We start from the raw sequence: 21,689 nt of genomic DNA, 5'->3' as shown, positions 1-21,689 counted from the left end.
TTGTGGAGGAACTCAGTCCAAATGGTCGCGTTATGCTACCTAAGGATTTTTTCCGATGGCTGACGATAGGGACAGAACACCCAGCGGGGCCCCTGACGACTCTGTCGTTCAGCGCTTGGTTAAAGAGGCGAATATAACCGAAGAGCAGGCTCGCGAGCTTATCGCTCTTCTGGGGTCCGACTGGCCGTCACTTATGCGGGAAGCCCGATTTCTAACTCGAAAACGCTAGTCGCCTCGAAAACGCTAGTCGCAGTGAGTTACGGCAATGGACCCGTGGCAAATCGATAACGTGTACGTAGAGAGGTCGCGGTTGCAGGTTGATGCCACGCGGGCCACGATTGCGGAGATGCGATCCGTCATGGAGGAGAGCCGGCGCATTCTCGCTCGATCCCAAAATCTTTTGCGCCGCCTGGTCTTCATTTCCGCAACCTCACACCGGCGCCGCCGCCGTTCTCGGGGATGAACTCGACGCCGGCCCATTCGAGCGCTGCCTGAAGGTCAAGCAGAGTGCGGTCATACGGCGCCCGCTTCCCAGCTTCAAAATTGTCAAGATCGCCGCCCGCCATTCTTCGCGGATGCAATGCGCGGTCAATGCCGATCGACAAGGTGGTTGAGAACTTCATGGAGTTTCTCGAAGCACCGGCAGAGCGTCACTGACGGGCGGCAAACTCTGCCGCTGCTAGCCCGCTGCCTTCAAGGTGGCGGGCTTTTTGTCGCTGAGGAACCATACGCGGCGGCGGCCGTTGAGCCCCCACCCAAAACGGAGATCATCACAATGGCCGACGACCCAAACGAAGACGCAAAGCCGACGGAGACGCAGCGCGAAGCGCAGGAAGCCTTGGAGAAGCAAGTTGCGCAGCTGAAGCGCGAGATCAACAAAATCAATCGGACGCTCGCGGAGCGTGCTGAAGAGGTGGTCGAAGAAGCCACTGGTTGGTATGAGGGCGCGGCCGATAGCGTGTCTCGGACAACGCAAGCACTTCGCAAAAGGGCGTCTACGGCTTCCGGTGTCGTTCAAGAAAATCCTGGCACGCTATCGTCCGCCTTCATGCTGGGCGCGGCTGTAGGCTTGCTGTTGGGCCTTGTTCTTGTGGCCAGCGACCAGCGCCGGGAGCGCTGGTTCTAACACGCCCAACTGAGCCCAGAGACTCCGCTGCCCTCACGGTGGCGGTCTATGGGCGGGATCAAATTCCGAATATTGCAGCTAGATAGTCCCCATGCAGGATCAAAGCCGCGCCCGCCGCAATGGATAGGGCAGAAAGCAAACCGCAAGCGATGCTGCCCCAGTTCGTGATGTCCAACGCCCTTTGGAAGGGTGGAGGATCGATCCACTTCTCAGCGTCCATAGCATATCGTATCGTGCCGAGGACGCGTAATTGAACGAGTGCATCGACCAGTTGATCCAAGCGAAGAAACCCTATGCCAGCGCCAGCAGAAGGCCAGCCACGAAGCACCAGACCGGGGCTTTGAGTGCTTCCAGCGTCGCAGGTTGGCTGGCTGGATTGTTCAGCAACGAAAACATGCCGAACAGCGCACCAGAATGGACTAGCACCAGCGACGCGGTCAACCAACGACCTCACTCGGCGGCAACCTGGAAAGTCGCGCGCTGAGACGTTTTGAGATCGTGGTAAACTAATGCAGCCGCGCTATCGCTGTCCATCATCGGCGTTTTAGAGTGCTCAGTTTCGTCATGTAAGAAATCCCGCGTTGATTCCCCGGCGGGATTGTCGCACGGACCTGCCGACAGTCGCAGGAAAAAAATGGGCACCGCAATTGGCACCGGCGAAGGCGCGCTCTCTAGGAACATGGCGGGAACAAATTGGCTGATCCGTGTTGCAATCGTGTTGCATGGACAGAAAGGGACGGGGCGGGACATGCCCGGAATGCAAGGGTTTGCGCGCTACAGGGCAGGAAAACCCATGCAACACGTTTCGGTCGCGATTGTTCTGCATAAGGGGCTGATTTAATTGCGGAAACTGTTGGCTGGGGAACCTGGATTCGAACCAGGACTAACGGAGTCAGAGTCCGTGGGTCTACCGTTAACCTATTCCCCAGCAGGCGCGGCTGTTGAAAACCACGCGGCAGGGCGACGATGGCGCCGCGCGTGCCTTGTAGCCGCCGTCGGAAAATAGTCAAGCCTGCCGAAGGCATTTCAATCGGCACATTTCATAAGGGCGTGGTTCAAAGCCGCCCCTCAATTCTCCCTTCGCCCGAGCTGCGAGTGCTCGAAATACAGCACGACGCCGAGCGCCATCACCAGCGGGATGATCAGGTAGAACAGCCGGAACACCAGCAGTGCTGCCAGCACGCCGACCGGGTCCATATGCGACAGGCCGGCCAGGAAGACGACCTCGAACACGCCGAGCCCGCCCGGCGCATGCGAGATCTGGGCGACCGAGAACGACATCAGGAAGACGCCGAGCACGACGAAGTATCCGGGATTGCCAGCTTCGGGCAGGGCGAAGAAGATGATCGCCGCCGCCGCCAGCAGCTCGATCGGGCCGATCAGCAATTGCCGCGCGACGATCGGCAGCGCCGGATAATGGACCTGGAAGCTTCCGATCTTCAATGGCCTGAGATGCAGCCAGCTGCCGAAGACATAGGCCGCCACCACGAGCAGCATCGCGAGCCCCGCCGCCTGCGAAAGCCGATGATGCGGCGTGCCGGAAAAACGGTCGACGATCTCCGGCGCGAGCACCAGCACGATGCCTGAAACCAACACCGTCGACAGCACGAAGGTAATCCAGCAGATCGCCACCAGAATGCCGACGTCCTGTCCGGTCAGGCCCCTGGTTCCGTAAGCGCGGTAGCGGATCACCGCGCCTGAAAATACCGAGCCGCCGATATTGTGCGACAGCGCGTAGGTGGTGAAGGAGCACAGGGTGACGAACAGCCGCGACACTTTCTTGCCGATATGCAGGAGCGCGATGTGATCGTAGCCGGCCAGCGACGCATAGGCGATGACCGAGCTCAGCGCGGCGAGCACCCAGCCGCGGGCAGGGATGGCGACGATGCCGTCCCAGACGTCGTCGAGCGAGATGCCGCGCAGCTCGTGCAGCAGCAGCCATAGCGAGAAGACGACCGCCGCAACGCCGACGACCGGCCAGAAATAACGCCTCCAGTTCATGGCGTGACGATCATGCGTTGCAGCCCCGTTGCCCGTTCGGTTCGCGTCAGGAAAACTGCCCGCGATTTCGAATGTTTCATACCCGCCATTTCAGAAATGCCTTATCGAAGCCGGCTATTCAACTGGCAAGGCGCTGCTGCGGGAGAAGGAAAGGCTGGCGATCCTTCGCGCCCCCCTCTGTCCGGCAGGACAGAGGGGGGCGCTGTCCCGCCATCATCGGGCCGAGCGGAGCGGCGAGACAATGCCGCCGACAAATTCGACCCCTGCGCTCTTGGTGATCCGGCCCGGCGCTGCTAGTCTGGTGGCAACTTGGAACACATGAAAGCGCCTGCTGCGTCCGGTCTCCGGTTCGCGCGGCGCCGGAAGGAACTGAAGTGGAAGACCACGACACCGGCGCCGGCGCGCCGGAAGTGGGCGTGTCCAGGGCTTCGCCGCCGCCTTCGGGCCAGGCAAGCCCACCCACCGGCCGGCACAATGGCCGCCCGGTGCAGCCTTGGTCCGGTCACGGACAGGCAGGCGACGCGTCCCAGCATCAGAATGGCCAGAAGGCCAAGACCAGGAAGCGGCGCAAACGCCGGCGCGGCCGCAAGGTTTTTGCTCGCGACGACGCTCGCCTCGCTGCGGCCGGAGTGGCGTCTGCTGCTGTCAGCGCTCCGGCCAGCCGCCCGCCCGCGGCGATCGTCGCGGCCTTGCCGTCGGTTGCGCCAGGCCGGCCGGAGCCGGCTGCTCGCCGCCCGCCGCTGCAGGAACTGCCGGTGTTTGCGGCACTCGATCTTGGCACCAACAATTGCCGGCTGCTGGTGGCGGTGCCGACGCGCCACGGCCAGTTCCGCGTCATCGACGCTTTCTCGCGCATCGTCAGGCTGGGCGAGGGCCTCACCGCCAATGGCCGGCTCGGGCAGCCGGCGATGGACCGTGCGGTCGAGGCGCTGAAGATCTGCGGTGACAAATTGCGCAACCGCAAGATCAGGAAGGCCCGGCTGATCGCCACCGAAGCCTGCCGCACGGCCGCCAACGGCGCCGAGTTCCTCGACCGCGTCGAGCGCGAGGCGGGGTTGAAACTCGAGATCATCGACCGCCAGACCGAGGCGCGGCTGGCGGTGTCGGGCTGCGGCTCGCTGGTCGACCGCGACACGCAAGGCGTCGTCCTGTTCGATATCGGCGGCGGCTCCTCGGAAATCGCGCTGATCGATCTCACCGGCCACCGCTCGCCGAGGCTCGCCAACCACATCGTCTCCTGGACGTCGCTGCCGGTCGGCGTCGTCTCGCTGGCCGAGCGCTTCGGCGGCCGCGCCGTCACCCGTGAGATCTTTGCCGCCATGGTCGAGGATGTGGCTGTGCGCCTGCACGCCTTCGACGGGCGCGACCGGCTGAGCCATGTGCTCGCCAGCCCGAAATTCCACTTGCTCGGCACCTCGGGCACGGTGACGACGCTGGCCGGCGTCCACCTCGACCTGGACCGCTACGACCGCCGACGCGTCGACGGGCTGTGGATGGATCGCGACAGCGTCGACCGCATGGTCGAAAAACTGGTCGGCTGGGATTTTCAGCAGCGCGTCGCCAATCCTTGCATCGGCGCCGATCGCGCCGATCTGGTGCTGGCCGGCTGCGCCATCCTGGAAGCGATCCGCGCGGTGTGGCCGTCGGAGCGGCTGCGCGTCGCCGACCGCGGCCTGCGCGAGGGCATATTGAGCGAATTGATGGCCGACGACGGTGTCTGGCGCAACAATGGGCGGGGCCGAGCATGATCCCGAAAAGTGGCAGCCGGTTTTCGGAAAAGATCATGCTCAGACCAGAATGCATGATCCCGAACCGCAGGACCGTGTCAGCGAAAAGTGGCAACCGGTTTTCGGAAAATATCATGCTCAAACAAGAAGTCAGGCAATGACCAGGAAACCGGAAAAACCAGGCTCTGCCGGCATTCGCGTGCTGAAGACGCGGATCAAGAAGAAAAGCGGCCTGAAGGAATCGTCGCGCCGCTGGCTGCAGCGCCACATCAACGACCCCTATGTCCAGCGTTCCAAGGCCGACGGCTACCGCTCGCGCGCGGCCTACAAGCTGATCGAGATCGACGACAAGCACCATCTGCTCAAGCCCGGCATGAAAGTCATCGACCTTGGCGCGGCACCCGGCGGCTGGTGCCAGGTCGCCGCCGCGCGCACGAAATCGACCGCCGAACACCCGCATGTCGTCGGCATCGACTATCTGGAAATGGACGCGGTGCCCGGCGCGCCGGTGCTGTTGATGGATTTTCTCGACCCGCAGGCGCCGCAAAAGCTCGCCGAAACGCTCGGTGGCCAACCGGACATCGTTTTGTCCGACATGGCCGCACCCACCACCGGCCATCGCCGGACCGATCACATCCGCACCATGTATCTGTGCGAGGTGGCCGCCGATTTCGCCCTCTCGGTGCTGAAGCCGGGCGGCCATTTCCTCGCCAAGACTTTCCAGGGCGGCGCCGAGAACGAATTGCTCGCCAGGCTCAAGCAGAATTTCCGCTCGGTCCACCACGTCAAACCGCCGGCCTCGCGCGACGAGTCGGTGGAGCTTTATCTGCTGGCGAAGGATTTCAAGGGTTAGCGTCCTTTCCTTCTCCCCTTGTGGGAGAAGGTGGCCGAGCGAAGCTCGGTCGGATGAGGGGTGCTCCAGCTTGACGCAAACTCTCGTATACATCGGCAAAATCACCAACGCCTCATTCCGTCCAACACCCCCTCAACCGTCTCGGCGCTGCGCGCCGATCCACCTTCTCCCACAAGGGGAGAAGGGAGAGAGCCTACGATCCCGGTGGACCCACCCCCAGCGTCTTCGGCGCCGTCAGCCCGCCATGTCCCGATACGGCGTTGCCGGCATCGGGCGCCAGCCGCATGAATGACAGCGATGCGGCGGCCGACACCGCCGCGACAATGAAGAACGCGATGTGGAAGTCGCTCAGCGTCAGCGCCCCGCCATGGATTGTCGTCGACACTTCCAGAATGCCGCCGGCCAGCGCCACGCCGAGCGCGATCGACAGTTGCTGGAACACTGCGGCGATCGGCGTTGCCCTGCTGGTGTCGGCGGTCGAAATCTCGGCATAGGCTAGCGCGTTGATGCCGGTGAAGAACATCGAGCGGATGAAGCCGCCGGCGAGCATGGCGGCGAGGATCAGCAGATATGGCGTCTCGGGCGTCAGCAGGCCGTTGATGGCAATCGACGCCGCCGCGATCAGCGAGCCGAAGATCAGCACGCGGCGGAAGCCGGCGACCCGGAAGATCAGCGCGGTGACGAATTTCATGCCGATGGCGCCGATCGCCGCCACGAAGGTGATCATTCCCGACTGGAACGGCGTCAGCCCGAAGCCGATTTGGAACATCAGCGGCAAAAGGAAGGGTACGGCGCCGATGCCGATGCGGAACAGCCCGCCGCCGAGGACCGAGGCGCGGAACACCTGGTTGCGGAACAGTTCGAGCGCCAGCAGCGGATTTTCGGCGCGGCGCGCATGCAGGAGGTAAAGCACGGCAGAAACCAGCCCGACAGCCACGGTGAGGAAGCCGGCAATCGGCGGCAAGGCCGGCAGGCTGACCACCGACAGGCCGAAAACGATGCCCGATGCCGCCAGGCCGCTCAGCACGAAGCCGATGAAATCGAGCGGCGGCGTTGGCGCCGCTTCGGTCTCCGGCAGGAAGCGCGTGGCCAGCCAGATGCCGATCAGCCCGATCGGCACATTGATCAGGAAGATCCAGTGCCAGCTGAAATAGGTGGTGATGAAACCGCCGACCGGCGGCCCGACGAGCGGCCCGACCAATGCCGGAACGGTCAGCCACGACATCGCGGCGACGAGCTCGCTCTTCGGCGTGGCGCGCACCAGCACCAGCCGTCCCACCGGCGTCATCATGGCGCCGCCAATGCCTTGCAGGAAGCGTGAGACCACGAAGGCCGGCAGCGAATTCGACACCGCGCAAGCGACCGATCCGACGATGAACACGGCAATCGCGGCGCGAAACACGGTCTTGGCGCCAAAATGGTCGGCCATCCAGCCGCTGATCGGAATGAACACCGCCAGCGATACCAGATAGGCGGTCAGCGCCAGCTTGAGCGCCACCGGGCTGGTCTGGAGGTCGACGGCGATCGCCGGCAGCGACGTTGCGATAACGGTCGAATCCATGTTTTCCATGAAAAGGGCGACCGCCAGGATAAGCGGAATGGTGCGGTTCATGGAGCGCGTCCGGATTCGATTGTTGCCGACCGGGCAAGCCGACAGGCAGGGCGGTTACCACGGGTTGCGTTGGATGTCGCCTTAACTTGCTGTCACATTTGAGCGACCTGGCAGCGGGCATGCCCAACAAAACTCCGGAGCAGCGCCGTCGGCGAGGCGGCCGCTTCGGCTTTCGCCAATCACCAGCGGTGAATGCCGGTCGCCATCCGTCACCGCGAAAGGCATTAAGCTGGGTTCGCGGCCCTGTCGTGCACAAGCAATCGGCTTTTCAACGGCGACGGGACGTGTTACGAGCCAGCGCCAATCCTGAAAGGGAAGAAGACGAGTCGGCGCTGTCCATCCGGTCCAGCGCTTTTCATGCATTCCGAGGGCTGGCCATGGCAAAGATTATCGAAACGTCCACGGGCGCATTGGCGCTGACCTTTGACGATGTGCTGCTGCAGCCGGGTCATTCCGAGGTCATGCCCGGCGAAACCGATATCGGCACCCGCATTGCCGGCGACATCGACCTCAACGTGCCGATCCTCTCCGCCGCCATGGATACCGTCACCGAGGCGCGTCTTGCCATCGCCATGGCCCAGGCCGGCGGCATCGGCGTCATCCACCGCAATTTCTCGCCTGCCGAACAGGCCGAGCAGGTGCGGCAAGTCAAAAAGTTCGAATCCGGCATGGTGGTGAACCCCGTCACCATCGGCCCCGATGCGACGCTCGCCGACGCCCTGGGGCTGATGCGCAACTACAGCATCTCGGGCATTCCGGTGGTCGAGAATGGCGGCGCTGGCGGGCACACGGTCGGACGGCTGGTCGGCATCCTGACCAACCGCGACGTGCGCTTCGCCTCCGACCCGGCCCAGAAAGTCTACGAGTTGATGACCCGTGAGAACCTGATCACGGTCAAGGAAAATGTCGATCAGGACGAGGCCAAGCGGCTCCTGCACCAGCACCGCATCGAGAAGCTGGTCGTGGTCGATAGCGGCGGCAATTGCGTCGGATTGATCACCGTCAAGGACATCGAGAAGTCGCAGCTCAACCCGCACGCCACCAAGGACGTGCAGGGGCGCTTGCGCGCGGCGGCCGCCACCAGCGTCGGCGATGACGGTTTTGAGCGCGCCGAGCGGCTCATCGATGCCGGCGTCGACCTTTTGGTGATCGATACCGCGCATGGTCACTCGCAACGCGTGCTCGATGCGGTGACGCGGGCCAAGAAACTGTCCAATTCGGTCCGCATCCTGGCCGGCAACGTCGCCACTTCAGAAGGCACGCTGGCGCTGATCGATGCCGGCGCCGATGCCGTCAAGGTCGGCATCGGGCCGGGTTCCATCTGCACCACCCGCATCGTCGCCGGCGTCGGCATGCCGCAGCTTTCCGCGATCATGTCGGCGGTCGAGACGGCGCAGAAATCGGGCGTCTCGGTCATCGCCGATGGCGGCATAAAATATTCCGGCGATCTCGCCAAGGCGCTCGCCGCCGGCGCCAGTGCCGCCATGATCGGGTCGCTGCTGGCCGGCACCGACGAGAGCCCGGGCGAAGTCTATCTGCACCAGGGCCGCTCGTTCAAAGCCTATCGCGGCATGGGCTCGGTCGGCGCCATGGCGCGTGGCTCCGCCGACCGCTATTTCCAGGCCGAGGTTCGCGACACGCTGAAACTGGTGCCGGAAGGCATCGAAGGCCAGGTGCCTTACAAAGGACCTGTGTCCGGCGTGCTGCACCAGCTTGCCGGCGGCCTGAAAGCCGCTATGGGTTATGTCGGCGGGCGCGACCTTGCCGATTTCCGCGACCGCGCCACGTTTGTACGCATATCCAACGCCGGACTTCGTGAAAGCCACGCCCATGACGTCACGATCACCCGCGAAAGCCCGAATTACCCCGGCGGAGCCTAACCAGTTCGCACGAAGCCTGACGGCAATGATGCTGCGGCTGTCGCGCCACGCTGCCGCGCTCTGTTTTGTCTGCGCGGGGGTTTTCGTCGCCATGACGGCGATGGAGTTCCTCTATTTCCGCCAGCTGAGCGGCGGCCTGCCGTCGCTCGATTTGCGCTTTGCCGGGTTCACCCCGGACGAGGGCATGGCCTGGCTGACGGCACTCGGGCGTCGCGGCAGCGAGATCATCCTGGTCTGGCATTACCTGACCTTCGACCTGCTATTTCCGGCGCTGCTGTCGCTCACATTGGTCAGCCTGATCCTTGCCGCCGGGCGGCGGCTGAAGAACTTCCGGGCTCTGTCGGCCCAGCTTCAGTCGCTGTTCGCGCTCGTCCTGGTGCTGCCCTACACGCTTGCCGATTATGCGCAGAACATCGCGGTGGCCCGCATGCTCTCCGATTTCCTGTCGGCCAATCCGGACTCGCTGTCCTTCGCCTCGGCGCTGATCGTCATCAAATTCGCGCTTCTGGCGATACCCGTGATCGTCATCGCGGTATTTCACCTGGCCGCTCAGAAACAGCGCTGACTGCCCTTCTCCCCTTTGTGGGAGAAGGTGGCCGAGCCCACGGGTCATGCCTTTGAGGACAGGCTCAACTCGGTCGGATGAGACACATCGCCCGGCGCCGGGCGCCATCGTAGATGAAAGGTGCGCGGGCGCTTTCTCTGATATATCGGCTTTGAAATCGAGCCCTTGGCCCAAGCCGCTATCCGATTGAAATGAAACAGAGTTTGAAGTTACTTTCATGGCAGGGGTGTTGGAAGGATCGCGGCCATTAAATCGTTAAAATCATTCAATATTTTAACGCGGCGTTTCTTCCAGAACCCCTCATCCGTCTCGGCGCTAACGCGCCGATCCACCTTCTCCGCAAGGGGAGAAGGACGTCGCAGACGCTACAAATCGAACAGCGCGATCTTGCGCTTGTCGAACTTGATGGCGAGCTCGCCGCGCACCAGTTTGAGCGCCGCCTCGCCGAACACGGCGCGTCGCCAGCCTTGCAAGGCCGGCACGTCGGCGTCCTCGCCCTCGGCGGCGATGCGGTCGATGTCGTCGCTCGAGGCCAGCACCTTCGAAGCGACGCCCTCCTTTTCGGCGACGATCCGCAACAGCACTTTCAGCAGTTCCGCGGCGGCATTGGAGCCTTCGGGCGGCTGAAAACTCTTCGGCAGCTTCGGCATCTCTTCCCTGGGCAAGGCAAGCGCGCTGTTGACCGCGCCAAGCAGCGCCGTTGCCGTCGCCGAGCGTTCCCAGCCTTTCGGCGTGGTGCGCAGCTTGCCGAGTGCTGCCGCATCGCGCGGCGCCTGCTGCGCCACCTCATAGATGGCGTCGTCCTTGAGCACCCGGCCGCGCGGCACGTCGCGTTCGCGCGCCTCACGCTCGCGCCATGCCGCCACCGCTTGCACGATCGCCAGTTCCTGCGGCTTGCGCAGCCGCATCTTCAGCCGCTTCCAGGCGTCCTCCGGATGCGGATCGTAGGTTTCGCGGGCGGTCAGCACGTCCATCTCCTCGTTCAGCCAGTGGGCGCGGTTTTCCCGCACCAGCTCCGCGCTGAGGTGCTGGTAGACCTCGATCAGATGGGTGACGTCGGCAAGCGCGTAGTCGAGCTGTTTTTCGGAAAGCGGCCGATGGCGCCAGTCGGTGAAACGTGAGGACTTGTCGAGCCGGGCGCCGGTGACCTTCTGGACGAGTTGGTCATAGGAGACGCTGTCGCCGAAGCCGCAAACCATCGCCGCCACCTGGGTGTCGAACACAGGATGCGGCACCAGATCGCCGAGATGAACGATGATTTCGATGTCCTGGCGCGCCGCATGGAAGACTTTGACGACCGCCTCGTTGGCCATCAGCCTGAAGAACGGCTTCAGGTCGATATCGGGTGACAGCGGGTCGATCAGCGCCGTCACCCCGGGTGCTGCCATCTGGATCAGGCAGAGAATCGGCCAAAAGGTCGTCTCCCGAATGAATTCGGTGTCGACGGTGACGAAATCCGACTTTTCGAACGCGGCGAGAGCGGTCTCGAGTTCTTTTTGGGTGGTGATGACGTGCATCAAATCGCTTTTGGCAAAGTGTAAGGTCTCCTTCAATTTCAGCCGCGCGGGCTTTCGTCAAGCCGCTGTCCGGGTTTCAAGACCTGGCGGGCCGTCATCATTGCCTGGCAGGCCCGTCGGAATCATCGTTGCGCTTGGCCAGCCGGGCGAACACCGTCGATGTGCGCAAAAGGCCGATGAAACGGCTGCGATGGCCGGCCGGCACGCCCGATCGCACCTGCATCCGGTACAGGATGACCACGACGAAGATGGCGTAGACGGTGGCGGTGAACACGAACAGCGCGCTTGGCCCGAAATACTGCATCGCCGTCGAGGCGGCGAACGGCCCGCCAATGGCGCCGAAGGAATAGAACAGCATCAGCGCCGCGTTGATCAGCACGAACTCGCCCTTGTCGGCGCGGTCGTTGGAGTGCGCCGCCGACAGCGAATAGAGCGGCATGGCGAAGCAGCCGAAGATGAAGACGATCACGAAGTTGAGGGACGGATCGCTGCGCGCCCAGAACACCAGCGCCAGCGACGCCAGCAGCGCGCAGCACGTCGTTATCAGCAGCACCGAACGCCGGTCCCAGCGGTCGGACAGATAGCCGAGCGGATACTGGATGATGGCGCCGCCGAATATGCCGACGCTGACGAAGGTGACGACGTCGGTGACCGACATGCCGATCTGTTCGGCATAGACCGGCGACAAAGTGCGAAAAGCGCTGTTGGTGACCCCGACGGCAATGCAGCCGAAGCAGCCGAGCGGCGAGATCCGCCAGACGCGGGCGAGGTCGAGCTTGACGTCTTCGGGCGGGGTCGGGTTGGAGCGATCGCCGAGCGACACCGGCACCAGCGAGAGCGTGATCATGATCGACATGACGGCGAAGATGGCGAAACCGCCGGCGCCAACGATCGGGATCAGGAACTGTGCGCCGGTGACCGAACCGATGTCGACCATCCGGTAGATGGCCAGCACCCGCGCGCGGTCCTTGTTGGCGGCCCCGGAATTGAGCCAGGCTTCCATGATGGTGAACAGGCCGGCGAAGCAGAAGCCGCCGGCGAGACGCAACGCGCACCACATGACCGGGTCGACGACCAGCACCAAAAGCAATGTCCCGGCCGAAGCGATCGCCGCCAGCGCGGAAAACGCGCGGACATGGCCGACGGCCTTCATGATGTGGGTGACGGCGAGGCAGCCGAGCAGGAAGCCGGCGAAATAGAACGTCCCCATCAGCCCGATGGTCGAGGCCGAAAACCCCTCCTGCGCCCCGCGCAATGCGATCAAGGTGCTCTGCAGGCCGTTGCCGCCGAGCAGGATGCCGGCGGCAATAAGGAGCGGGATCAGCGGGCGCATGGAGGACATGAAGGAGGGCCTGTCGTTGATCCTTCTTGAACCATCGCCCACGCCAATGCCAGCGGCAATTGCCGGCGGTTAGCAGGCCAGCGCCGGCTATCAACGTATCGGTTTGATTTTAGCTGGGAATCCTTCGCGCTGCCGATGGCGCACTCGGGTGGCTTGCCGCCCTATCGAAGAATTCTGTTTTTCATCAGCCATTTGACGGAGCGGGGCCACGCGTAATTCGCACCCATGCGCAGGTCGGTAAACCCCTGCGAAACAGGTTGCCCGGTATCAGCGTCGAGGATGCGAATGAACATCGTATGCTCTGTTCGGCTGACGCGCGTTACGACGCCCAGCAAGGCAAGAGACGCGCCGTGCTCTTTGGCGATCTTGCTTTCACAGCCGCCGCAATTGCGCAATCCGTGCGGCGCCACCGCCTGCTCATCCCCGGCTGGCACATCAAGCACTGTAAAGCGCCCTGACTGGGAGAGCATGTCCTTCGCCATTTGTGCCGACTCGGACAGATAGCGCCTATCATGTTCATCCGGCGGAATTATGCCTGCGCCAGCGCTCTTGTCTTCCAATTCGAAAGGAAACACCTCGATGGACATCGGCTTTGTCTGTGCGTGTGCAAATGCGCAGGTGCCGACAAGCAGCATCACCAGGACAGTCAATGTGCGAATGCGCATGGTAGTCCTCCCGCCAATGTGACGGCCATTGTACACGGCTCGGCCACGCTGATCACGATCAGGCGGAGGAAATTCTACACTTTGACTGTGGTGCGGAGTTTTCACACAGCCACGGACGAATGCCGAAGTTCGAATCAAGATGCTGCCCGGGCGACGCCTGCCTTGACAAAGGCGGCCTCTCATGTGCTTTTCGCGCAAATTTTCGGGCCGGGCCATCATGCCTTGGCCGCAATCAGACATCCGGACTTACCCATGACAATGCATCGTTACCGCAGCCATACCTGTGCCCAGTTGAGGAAAAGCGACGTCGGCTCTTCCGTTCGCCTTTCGGGCTGGGTGCATCGCGTACGCGATCATGGCGGCCTGCTGTTCATTGATTTGCGCGACCACTATGGCCTGACGCAGATCGTCGCCGACCCGGATTCGCCGGCTTTCAAGATTGCCGAGACCGTGCGCGGCGAATGGGTCGTCCGCGTCGACGGCGAGGTCAAGGCCCGTCTGGCCGAGACCGCGAACGCCAATTTGCCGACAGGCGAAATCGAGGTTTTCGCGCGCGAGATCGAAGTGCTGTCGGCGGCCAAGGAACTGCCGCTGCCGGTGTTCGGCGAGCCGGACTATCCCGAGGACATCCGTCTCAAATACCGCTTCCTCGATTTGCGCCGCGACACGCTGCACAAGAACATCGTGGCGCGCACGAAGATCATTGCCGAGATGCGCAAGCGCATGGGCGAGGTCGGCTTCACCGAATTCTCGACGCCGATACTGACCGCTTCGTCGCCCGAAGGCGCGCGTGATTTCCTGGTGCCGTCACGTATCCATCCCGGCACCTTTTACGCGCTGCCGCAGGCGCCGCAGATATACAAGCAATTGATCATGGTGTCGGGCTTCGACCGTTACTTCCAGATAGCGCCTTGCTTCCGCGACGAGGACCCGCGCGCCGACCGGCTGCCGGGCGAATTCTACCAACTCGACCTGGAAATGAGCTTCGTCGAGCAGGACGACATTCTGGGGACCATGGAGCCGGTGATGCGGGGCGTGTTCGAGTCCTTTGCCGCCGGCAAGCCGGTGACGCAGGAGTTTCCGCGCATCGCCTATGACGTCGCCATGCGCAAATACGGCACCGACAAGCCGGACCTGCGCAACCCGATCGAGATGCAGGCGGTCTCCGAACATTTCCGCGAGTCCGGCTTCAAGGTGTTCGCCAACATCCTTGCCAACGACCCGAAGGCCGAGGTCTGGGCCATTCCGGCCAGGACCGGCGGTTCACGCGCTTTCTGCGACCGGATGAATTCCTGGGCGCAAGGCGAGGGCCAGCCGGGCCTCGGCTACATCTTCTGGCGCAAGGAGGGCGAGAAGCTCGAAGGCGCCGGTCCGCTCGCCAAGAACATCGGCGAGGAGCGCACCGAGTCAATCCGCCTCCAACTCGGGCTTGCCGATGGTGACGCCGCCTTCTTCGTCGCCGGCGACCCGAAAAAGTTCGTCTCGTTCGCGGGCGCGGCCCGCACCCGCGCCGGCGAGGAGCTGAACCTGGTCGATCGCGACCGTTTCGAACTATGCTGGATCGTCGACTTTCCCTTCTTCGAATGGAACGAAGACGAGAAAAAAATCGATTTCGCCCACAACCCGTTCTCGATGCCGCAGGGCGGCATCGATGCGCTCAACGGTGAGGATCTGCTCGGCATCAAAGCGTTCCAGTATGACATGGTCTGCAATGGTTTCGAGATCGCTAGCGGAGGCATCCGCAACCATCTGCCGGAAACCATGGTCAAGGCATTCGAGACTGTCGGGCTCAATCGCGAGACGGTCGAGGAGCGCTTCGGCGGCCTCTACCGCGCCTTCCAGTACGGCGCACCGCCGCATGGCGGCATGGCGGCCGGCATCGACCGCGTCGTCATGCTGCTGGTCGGTGCCAGGAACCTTCGTGAAGTGACGATGTTCCCGATGAACCAGCAGGCCTATGATCTGTTGATGAGCGCGCCGTCGGAAGCCAGCCCGCAACAGCTTCGCGAATTGTCGCTGCGCGTCGCAGTGACCAAGAAAGAGGGTTAAAAACCTCCCGCAACCGACTCTAAACGCTGTCGTTTTGCGCTGCCCTCATCCGCCTGACGGCACCTTCTCCCCGTATAGTGACGGGGAGAAGGACAGATGGCCGCGACGTTGGCACCCGTCTTGCAACGCTGCCAGTTGGCGAAATCATTTGTGACGGTGTCTTTTTCCCCGTCACTATCCGGGGAGAAATGCCCGGCAGGGCAGTGAGGGGCGGCGCTGACGCCCCCAGGGCCCCGCTCCAATCAGTCCTCGTTCGCCTTGACCGTCACGCCAAGCGTCTTCGTCAGGTCCGCCGGGTTGGACATGGCGCCTGCCATGATCAGCGCGAACGGCACCGCTGCCGGCGGCTCGGCCAAGATCTCGAGGCTCTGCGGATCGTCGAGATATTTGCCGACCGCAGCCGACACCTGCGCCGTCAATTCCGGATTGTTGAGCTGCGCCATGCCGAAAGGCACGACCGCCTTGGCCTGGTTGGCGACGTCCTTGCCGGACATGCCTTGCTGCTTGCCGACATAGTCCAGCACCTTGTTGGTCAGCGAATCATCGTCGAAGCGGATCGAAGCGCTGTTGAACGAAAGCTGCTGCAAGACGCCAAGCATGGCCATGCCTTGCGCCGAATTGTCGGCGCCTTCGGGCTGCGCCGCCATCTTCTTCTGCATGTCCTGCAGCGACTTGATGACGTCAAGCGTGTAGCCGCCGAAACCGAAGGTCATGCCAAGCGTTCCGGCATTGTCGACGGCGATGTCGTATTTCGACAGCTCCATCTTGCCGTCCGCAGGCTGCCAAGTGCCCTCCATGGCAAGGTTTCCGGTGATGTTCTGGTAACCAAGCGCGTTGATCACCTCCTTGGACTTCGGGTCCTCGACCAGCGTCAGGTCGGCATTGAACTTTTCCGTGGTGCCGGAAAACGCCATCGCCTTGCCGTCGGCTGGCGGGGTGATTTCGATGGCGAGCCCGTCCATCGAGAAGGCGGTCTTGTCGGCGACCTTGACCGTCATGTTGTCGAGCTCGGCCGATTCATACATCATCATTGAACCCAGCGGGCCTGAGGCGCCGTCGGCGGGAACGGTCATGTCGTGGATGATGAAGGGGCTGAGGTCGAGCGTGACGCCGTTTTCGCTGTGCTGGAATGCCGAAGTCGAGACGGTTTCGATTTCATAACCGCCATTGGCTTCGGTCACGCCTTTGAGTTTGATGTCGCCGATCTTGAGCGCTTCCTTTTCGGCCGCCGGTTTGAGGGCCACGCCTTGCAGCACCATGCTGGAGGCATCGCCCGTCACCCCGGTCCAGGAGATGTCGATGCCCTGGGCGGCGAGAGCCGCCTTCAGCCGGTCGGCGACCGCCGCATCCTGCGCGAAGGCCGCGTTCAGCGGCAGCGTCAGCAGCAAGGTCGAAAAAGCGAATTTGTTGAGTGTCGAGCGTCTGATCGTCATCGCGGTTCCCTGAGAGTGTGCTGAAGATTTTTCAATTGTTGCGCCGTCACCCTTCAGCGACGAACTGGACGGGAAAAAGGCGCTTCCGCCGCACAATGGTCGAAAACCACGGCGAAAAGCAAATCCGATCCATTGCCATAAAAGCGGGATGTAACCGAGTGATGTTGCTGGCGTCCAGTTCGTATTGCGCAAGAGGCTGCCCCATTCAGGCGCCTCTTGCCGCGAATCACCCGCTCGGCTAGTCCCAGCCCATGGGAAAAAGGCTTTTGCCGCCTGGCGATGGCGGTGGCGACAATATCGAGCCGATCGATCTGAAGAAAGCGCTGGAAGAGCGCTATCTCGCCTATGCGCTGTCGACCATCATGCACCGGGCGCTGCCGGATGTGCGCGACGGGCTGAAGCCGGTCCATCGCCGCATCATGCATGCGATGCGGTTGCTCAGGCTCAACCCCGACCAGGGCTTCGCCAAATGCGCCCGCATCGTCGGCGAGGTGATGGGCAAGTTCCATCCGCATGGCGACCAGTCGATCTACGACGCGCTGGTGCGGCTGGCGCAGGATTTTTCGATGCGCTATCCCCTGGTCGACGGCCAGGGCAATTTCGGCAATATCGATGGCGATAACGCTGCCGCCATGCGCTACACCGAAGCGCGCATGACCGAGGTGGCGACCGAGCTGCTGTCCGGCATCACCGAGAATGCGGTCGACTACCGGCCGACCTACAATGAGGAGGACGAGGAGCCGGTCGTGCTGCCCGGCGCCTTCCCCAACCTGCTCGCCAACGGCTCGTCCGGCATTGCCGTCGGCATGGCGACGTCGATCCCGCCGCACAATGCCGCCGAGCTCTGCGACGCCGCCCTGCATCTGATCGAGCACCCCGATGCGCCGGTGACGACGTTGATGGACTTCGTCCAAGGTCCGGATTTCCCGACCGGCGGCATCATCGTCGACAGCCGCGCCTCGATCCTCGAAGCCTACGAGACCGGTCGCGGTGGTTTCCGCGTCAGGGCGAAATGGAGCCAGGAGGACCAGGGCAGGGGCACCTGGAGCATCGTCGTCACCGAAATCCCCTATGGCGTCCAGAAGGCGCGGCTGATCGAAAAGATCGCCGAGCTGCTGATGGCGCGCAAATTGCCGCTACTCGAGGACATCCGCGACGAGAGTGCCGAAGACGTCCGCGTCGTGCTGGTGCCGAAGAGCCGTTCGGTCGATCCCGGCATCCTGATGGAATCGCTGTTCAAGCTGACCGAACTCGAAAGCCGCTTTCCTCTCAACATGAACGTCCTGTCGCGCGGCAAGATACCCAACGTGCTGTCGCTGAAAGGCGTGCTCAAGGAATGGCTGGAGCACCGCCGCGAGGTGCTGATCCGCCGCTCCAGGCATCGCCTCGGCGAGATCGAAAGGCGGCTGGAGATCCTCGCCGGCTATCTGATCGCCTATCTCAACATCGACGAGGTGATCAGGATCATCCGCGAGGAGGACGAGCCCAAGCAAGTGATGATGGCGCGCTGGTCGCTCACCGACAACCAGGCCGAAGCCATCCTCAACATGCGGCTGCGCGCCCTGCGCAAGCTCGAGGAATTCGAGATCCGCAAGGAATTCGACGGTCTCACCACCGAGAAGAAGCAGATCGAGGCGCTGCTCGCGTCCAATGCCAGGCAGTGGTCGACGATCAAGTGGGAAGTCTCCAGCATCCGCGAGAAATTCGGACCGGAAACCGCGCTCGGCAAGCGCCGCACCCAGTTCGCCGACGCCCCCGAACATGACCTGACCGACATCGCCCATGCCATGATCGAGCGCGAGCCGGTCACCGTGGTCGTTTCGGAAAAGGGCTGGCTCAGGGCGATGAAAGGTCATCTGACCGACCATTCGTTGCTGACCTTCAAGGAGGGCGACAGCCTCAAGCTCGCCTTCCACGCCCAGACCACCGACAAAGTGCTGGTCTTCACCACCGGCGGCAAGTTCTACACGATCGGCGCCGACCGGCTGCCGGGCGGGCGCGGCCATGGCGAACCGATCCGCATCATCGTCGACATGGACAACGACCAGGACATCGTCACCGCCTTTGTCCATGATCCCAAGCGCAAGCTGCTGTTGGTGTCGCACGACGGTAACGGCTTCATCGTGCCGGAAGAGGAAGTCGTCGCCAACACCCGCAAGGGCAAGCAGGTGATGAATGTCAAGGCGCCCGACGAGGCCCAACGCTGTATGCCGGTCGCCGGTGACCATCTCGCCATCGTCGGCGAGAACCGCAAGATGCTGATCTTCCCGCTCGCCGAAATCCCCGAGATGGGGCGCGGCAAGGGCGTTCGCCTGCAGAAATACAAGGATGGCGGCGTCCTCGACCTCAAGACCTTCACGCTCGCAAGCGGTCTCTCCTGGCAGGATTCTGCCGACCGCACCTTCACCAAATCACGTGAAGAGCTGGTCGAATGGATCGGCGCCCGAGCCTCGGCTGGACGCATGGTGCCGAAGGGATTCCCGAGGACGGGGAAATTCGGGTAGTTGCTAATCTCCCCCCTAGAGGGGGAGATGTCGCCGAAGGCGACAGAGTGGGTCGTCGCGCGTGAAGCTCCAGCCTCCTCTGTTAGGGTCGCGTCTGAACGTTCCGACCCCCTCTGGCCTGCCGGCCATCTCCCCCTCAAGGGAGGAGATTAGCAGCTCCATCCAAACATTTGGAATGTCGTCACGATTGCTGCACTATGTCGGTGCATAAGCATCGCTACATTAGGCGCGGACACACGCGTTTGGGAGAAATGGGCATTTGAAAGAAGCCAGGGTTCGGAAACCGGAAGGGCAGCAACGCCTGTTCGGCCTGTCGACGCCGGTCAGATCCGCAGTCATTCCGCCGCTGTCCGCGGCGCGGTGGCTGCTGGTGCTGATCGTTGCCGCCGGGGTCTATTTCTTTCATGGTTTCCTGGTCCCGGTGCTGGCTGCTCTGGTCATCGCCTTTGCCAGCTGGCCGCTCTATCGGCGGTTGCTTGCTGCCGTCGGCGGCAACCGCACGGTCGCCGCGACATTGGCGATCCTGTTCATCCTCGCCTTCCTGGTGGTGCCGATCGCGCTCGCCGGCGCCTACGCCAGCAACGAAGTCCGCGAATGGGTTGGCTGGGCGATCGAGACCAACCGCCATGGTGCGGTGACGCCGCACTGGATCGCCACGCTGCCGGTGGTCGGCGACTGGCTGAACGAGCAGTGGACGCGCAATCTCGGCCATCCCGGCGGCATCGGCGAGCTGATCCAGCTGATCAGCGGCGCCAACATCGGCAGCATCTACCGCGGCGTGCTGGCCGCCGGCGGCAGCGCCTTCGGCCTTCTGCTGGCGCTGCTGTTCATGATGATCGCGCTGTTCTTTGCCTATCGCGACGGCGAGCATTTCGCCGGGCAGGTCGACCGTCTCGGCGAACGCATCCTGCCGACCAGGTGGGAGCGGATTTCACGCGTCGTGCCGGCGACGATTTCCTCGACGGTGACCGGCATGACCATTATCGCCATCGGCGAGGGGGTGGTGCTGGGCGTGGCCTACTGGCTGGCCGGCGTGCCGTCGCCGGTGACGCTCGGCGCCCTGACCGGCATCATGGCGCTGATCCCCGGCGGCGCACCGCTGTCCTTCACGCTTGTTTCGATCTATCTCGCCGCCAGCGGCTCGCCGATGGCCGGTTTGGCGCTGTTCATCTGGGGAAGCGTCGAACTGTTCATCGTCGACAAGACATTGCGGCCGAAGCTGGTCGGCGGCCCGATAAAGCTGCCGTTCCTGCCGACCTTTTTCGGCCTGGTCGGCGGCGTCAAGACGATGGGCTTTCTTGGCCTGTTCATCGGTCCGGTGCTGATGGCGTTGCTGGTCGCGATCTGGCGCGAATGGCTGCGCGAGGTGGAATTGGCCGACGAGCTTGCCCCCGCAGCGCCGGCGGAACTCGAAGGGGCGCCGCCGCAAATCGAAATCGTTGCCGAGAAGAAGTCTCAGGCCGGGTGACGGACTGCAAGGCTGGCGCGGCGTTTTCGCCCCTCACGCAGCTGCCATAGCGAATGGGCGACCAGCGTGACGATCAGGATCGCACCGCCGATCAGGCTGTTGCGCGACGGCATCTCGGCAAAGATCATCCACATCCAGACCGGCGCCAGCACGGTTTCGAGCAGATAGAACATCGCCACTTCCGGTCCCGAAATATATTTCGGTCCGTTGGCGAGGCAGAAGAACGAGATCGGCATCATGACGGCGCCGTTGAAGATGATCCACCACGGCGCGTTCACCTGGAACCCTTCGCCCGAAACCATGAACACCGCGACGGCCAGGGGCAGGATCACGCCGATCAGCGAAGTGAACCCCATGTCCTTGCCGCTGGCGCGCGAGATGGTGATGGCCAGCGCAATGAAGAAAGCCGAGCACAACGCCATGAGATCACCGAACAGGTGGCCGGTGCCGATCGAATCGCCGACGATGATCGCGACGCCGACGATCATGACCAGCATCGCCATCACGGTGACCAGTCGCGGCTGCTCCTTCAGGAACAGCCAGGACAGCAGCGCCGCGAACACGGCGTTGAAGGCCAGGATGAAGACCAGATTGGCGGTCGTGGTGTGATAGATACTGATGACGAAGGTAACCGAGGTCAGGCCGTAGCACAGGGCGACGACGAGCCCTGACCAGCCGGGGATGAGCTGCGGCGCGTTACGGCTCAGCGAGCGCCACACGGCCCAGATGATCAGCGCCGCGACCAGGGTGGTGCCGGTGCGCAGCAGGAGGATCGTCCATGCGCCGCCGTCGGCGAGCCGGATCAATGGAATGTCGATGGTCAGCGTCAGCCCGCCGATGGCGGTGATGAGAAGGCCTTTTTGATGATCGTTGTGGGACGACATGGCAGTTCCCGCAATGAATTTGGAGGCAGGCGCAAAATTGGCCCAGCGTCTGGCGTTTCAGCC

At 63.0% G+C, this 21,689-nt stretch carries 17 protein-coding genes, 1 tRNA gene and 1 pseudogene; 9 read left to right on the top strand and 10 right to left on the bottom strand.

Annotated elements, in window-relative coordinates; translation table 11 throughout:
- Positions 1-416: 416 nt before the first annotated feature.
- Positions 417-548 (bottom strand): annotated as a pseudogene (locus AC0L3O_RS07075) (XRE family transcriptional regulator); the annotation flags it as partial.
- Between the two features lie 227 nt (positions 549-775).
- Between AC0L3O_RS07075 and AC0L3O_RS07070 the strand changes: the two are divergent.
- Entirely contained in the window at positions 776-1,126 is a 351-nt protein-coding gene (locus AC0L3O_RS07070; RefSeq protein ID WP_473615222.1) for a hypothetical protein, read from the top strand.
- 291 nt (positions 1,127-1,417) lie between these two features.
- On the opposite strand, the gene AC0L3O_RS07065 is transcribed toward AC0L3O_RS07070, so the two are convergent.
- Entirely contained in the window at positions 1,418-1,567 is a 150-nt protein-coding gene (locus tag AC0L3O_RS07065) for a hypothetical protein (RefSeq protein ID WP_023803149.1), read from the bottom strand.
- A 193-nt stretch (positions 1,568-1,760) separates the two neighbouring features.
- Between AC0L3O_RS07065 and AC0L3O_RS07060 the strand changes: the two genes are divergently transcribed.
- Positions 1,761-1,967 carry a hypothetical protein gene (locus AC0L3O_RS07060; protein WP_128170734.1) on the top strand — a complete coding sequence of 69 codons (207 nt, stop codon included), beginning with the start codon at positions 1,761-1,763 and terminating at the stop codon, positions 1,965-1,967.
- A gap of 13 nt (positions 1,968-1,980) precedes the next feature.
- Here AC0L3O_RS07060 and AC0L3O_RS07055 read toward each other — a convergent pair.
- A tRNA-Gln gene (locus AC0L3O_RS07055) sits at positions 1,981-2,054 on the bottom strand.
- Between the two features lie 140 nt (positions 2,055-2,194).
- Complete coding sequence (locus AC0L3O_RS07050) at positions 2,195-3,127, bottom strand: lysylphosphatidylglycerol synthase domain-containing protein (protein WP_023803148.1); 933 nt, start codon at positions 3,125-3,127, stop codon at positions 2,195-2,197.
- Positions 3,128-3,501: 374 nt separating this feature from the next.
- Between AC0L3O_RS07050 and AC0L3O_RS07045 the strand changes: the two genes are divergently transcribed.
- Positions 3,502-4,875 (top strand): Ppx/GppA phosphatase family protein, encoded by a 1,374-nt coding sequence (locus AC0L3O_RS07045; protein WP_128246729.1) that lies wholly within the window; start codon positions 3,502-3,504, stop codon positions 4,873-4,875.
- A 136-nt stretch (positions 4,876-5,011) separates the two neighbouring features.
- Positions 5,012-5,707: an RlmE family RNA methyltransferase gene (locus tag AC0L3O_RS07040; RefSeq protein ID WP_027154665.1), complete on the top strand. Its 696-nt coding sequence runs from the start codon at positions 5,012-5,014 to the stop codon at positions 5,705-5,707.
- 193 nt (positions 5,708-5,900) lie between these two features.
- Here the strand turns inward: AC0L3O_RS07040 and AC0L3O_RS07035 are convergent, their stop codons facing one another.
- Positions 5,901-7,319, bottom strand: coding sequence for an MFS transporter (locus AC0L3O_RS07035; protein WP_473615221.1), 1,419 nt, complete (start codon positions 7,317-7,319; stop codon positions 5,901-5,903).
- Positions 7,320-7,696: 377 nt separating this feature from the next.
- Here AC0L3O_RS07035 and guaB point away from each other — a divergent pair, with 377 nt between their 5' ends.
- A complete protein-coding gene (guaB, locus tag AC0L3O_RS07030) occupies positions 7,697-9,199 on the top strand; it encodes an IMP dehydrogenase (protein ID WP_128170730.1) in 1,503 nt (500 codons plus the stop codon).
- Positions 9,200-9,224: 25 nt separating this feature from the next.
- Positions 9,225-9,764 carry a hypothetical protein gene (locus tag AC0L3O_RS07025; RefSeq protein WP_031254642.1) on the top strand — a complete coding sequence of 180 codons (540 nt, stop codon included), beginning with the start codon at positions 9,225-9,227 and terminating at the stop codon, positions 9,762-9,764.
- 365 nt (positions 9,765-10,129) lie between these two features.
- Here the strand turns inward: AC0L3O_RS07025 and rnd are convergent, their stop codons facing one another.
- The 3 genes from rnd to AC0L3O_RS07010 form a co-directional block, all read right to left on the bottom strand.
- The gene (rnd, locus tag AC0L3O_RS07020; protein ID WP_023798439.1) at positions 10,130-11,281 is read right to left on the bottom strand and encodes a ribonuclease D; all 1,152 of its coding nucleotides are present in this window, start codon (positions 11,279-11,281) and stop codon (positions 10,130-10,132) included.
- A 97-nt stretch (positions 11,282-11,378) separates the two neighbouring features.
- The gene (locus AC0L3O_RS07015) at positions 11,379-12,623 is read right to left on the bottom strand and encodes an MFS transporter (RefSeq protein ID WP_023798438.1); all 1,245 of its coding nucleotides are present in this window, start codon (positions 12,621-12,623) and stop codon (positions 11,379-11,381) included.
- A 161-nt stretch (positions 12,624-12,784) separates the two neighbouring features.
- Positions 12,785-13,288, bottom strand: a complete 504-nt coding sequence (locus AC0L3O_RS07010; protein ID WP_023798437.1) for a DUF3280 domain-containing protein — start codon at positions 13,286-13,288, stop codon at positions 12,785-12,787.
- 258 nt (positions 13,289-13,546) lie between these two features.
- Between AC0L3O_RS07010 and aspS the strand changes: the two genes are divergently transcribed.
- Entirely contained in the window at positions 13,547-15,337 is a 1,791-nt protein-coding gene (gene aspS, locus AC0L3O_RS07005; protein ID WP_473615241.1) for an aspartate--tRNA ligase, read from the top strand.
- 242 nt (positions 15,338-15,579) lie between these two features.
- Here the strand turns inward: aspS and AC0L3O_RS07000 are convergent, their stop codons facing one another.
- Positions 15,580-16,770, bottom strand: coding sequence for a hypothetical protein (locus AC0L3O_RS07000; RefSeq protein WP_473615219.1), 1,191 nt, complete (start codon positions 16,768-16,770; stop codon positions 15,580-15,582).
- 251 nt (positions 16,771-17,021) lie between these two features.
- On the opposite strand from AC0L3O_RS07000, the gene parC reads away from it, so the two are divergent.
- Both parC and AC0L3O_RS06990 read left to right on the top strand, forming a co-directional pair.
- Positions 17,022-19,274: a DNA topoisomerase IV subunit A gene (gene parC, locus AC0L3O_RS06995; RefSeq protein WP_473615218.1), complete on the top strand. Its 2,253-nt coding sequence runs from the start codon at positions 17,022-17,024 to the stop codon at positions 19,272-19,274.
- A gap of 259 nt (positions 19,275-19,533) precedes the next feature.
- Positions 19,534-20,742 carry an AI-2E family transporter gene (locus AC0L3O_RS06990; protein ID WP_023798433.1) on the top strand — a complete coding sequence of 403 codons (1,209 nt, stop codon included), beginning with the start codon at positions 19,534-19,536 and terminating at the stop codon, positions 20,740-20,742.
- Here the strand turns inward: AC0L3O_RS06990 and AC0L3O_RS06985 are convergent.
- Positions 20,730-21,626, bottom strand: a complete 897-nt coding sequence (locus AC0L3O_RS06985; protein WP_473615217.1) for a DMT family transporter — start codon at positions 21,624-21,626, stop codon at positions 20,730-20,732. The genes AC0L3O_RS06990 and AC0L3O_RS06985 overlap by 13 nt on opposite strands.
- Positions 21,627-21,689 lie beyond the last annotated feature (63 nt).

This window comes from Mesorhizobium sp. WSM4810 (assembly GCF_055811235.1).
This window is presented reverse-complemented; position numbering and strand designations above follow the sequence as displayed.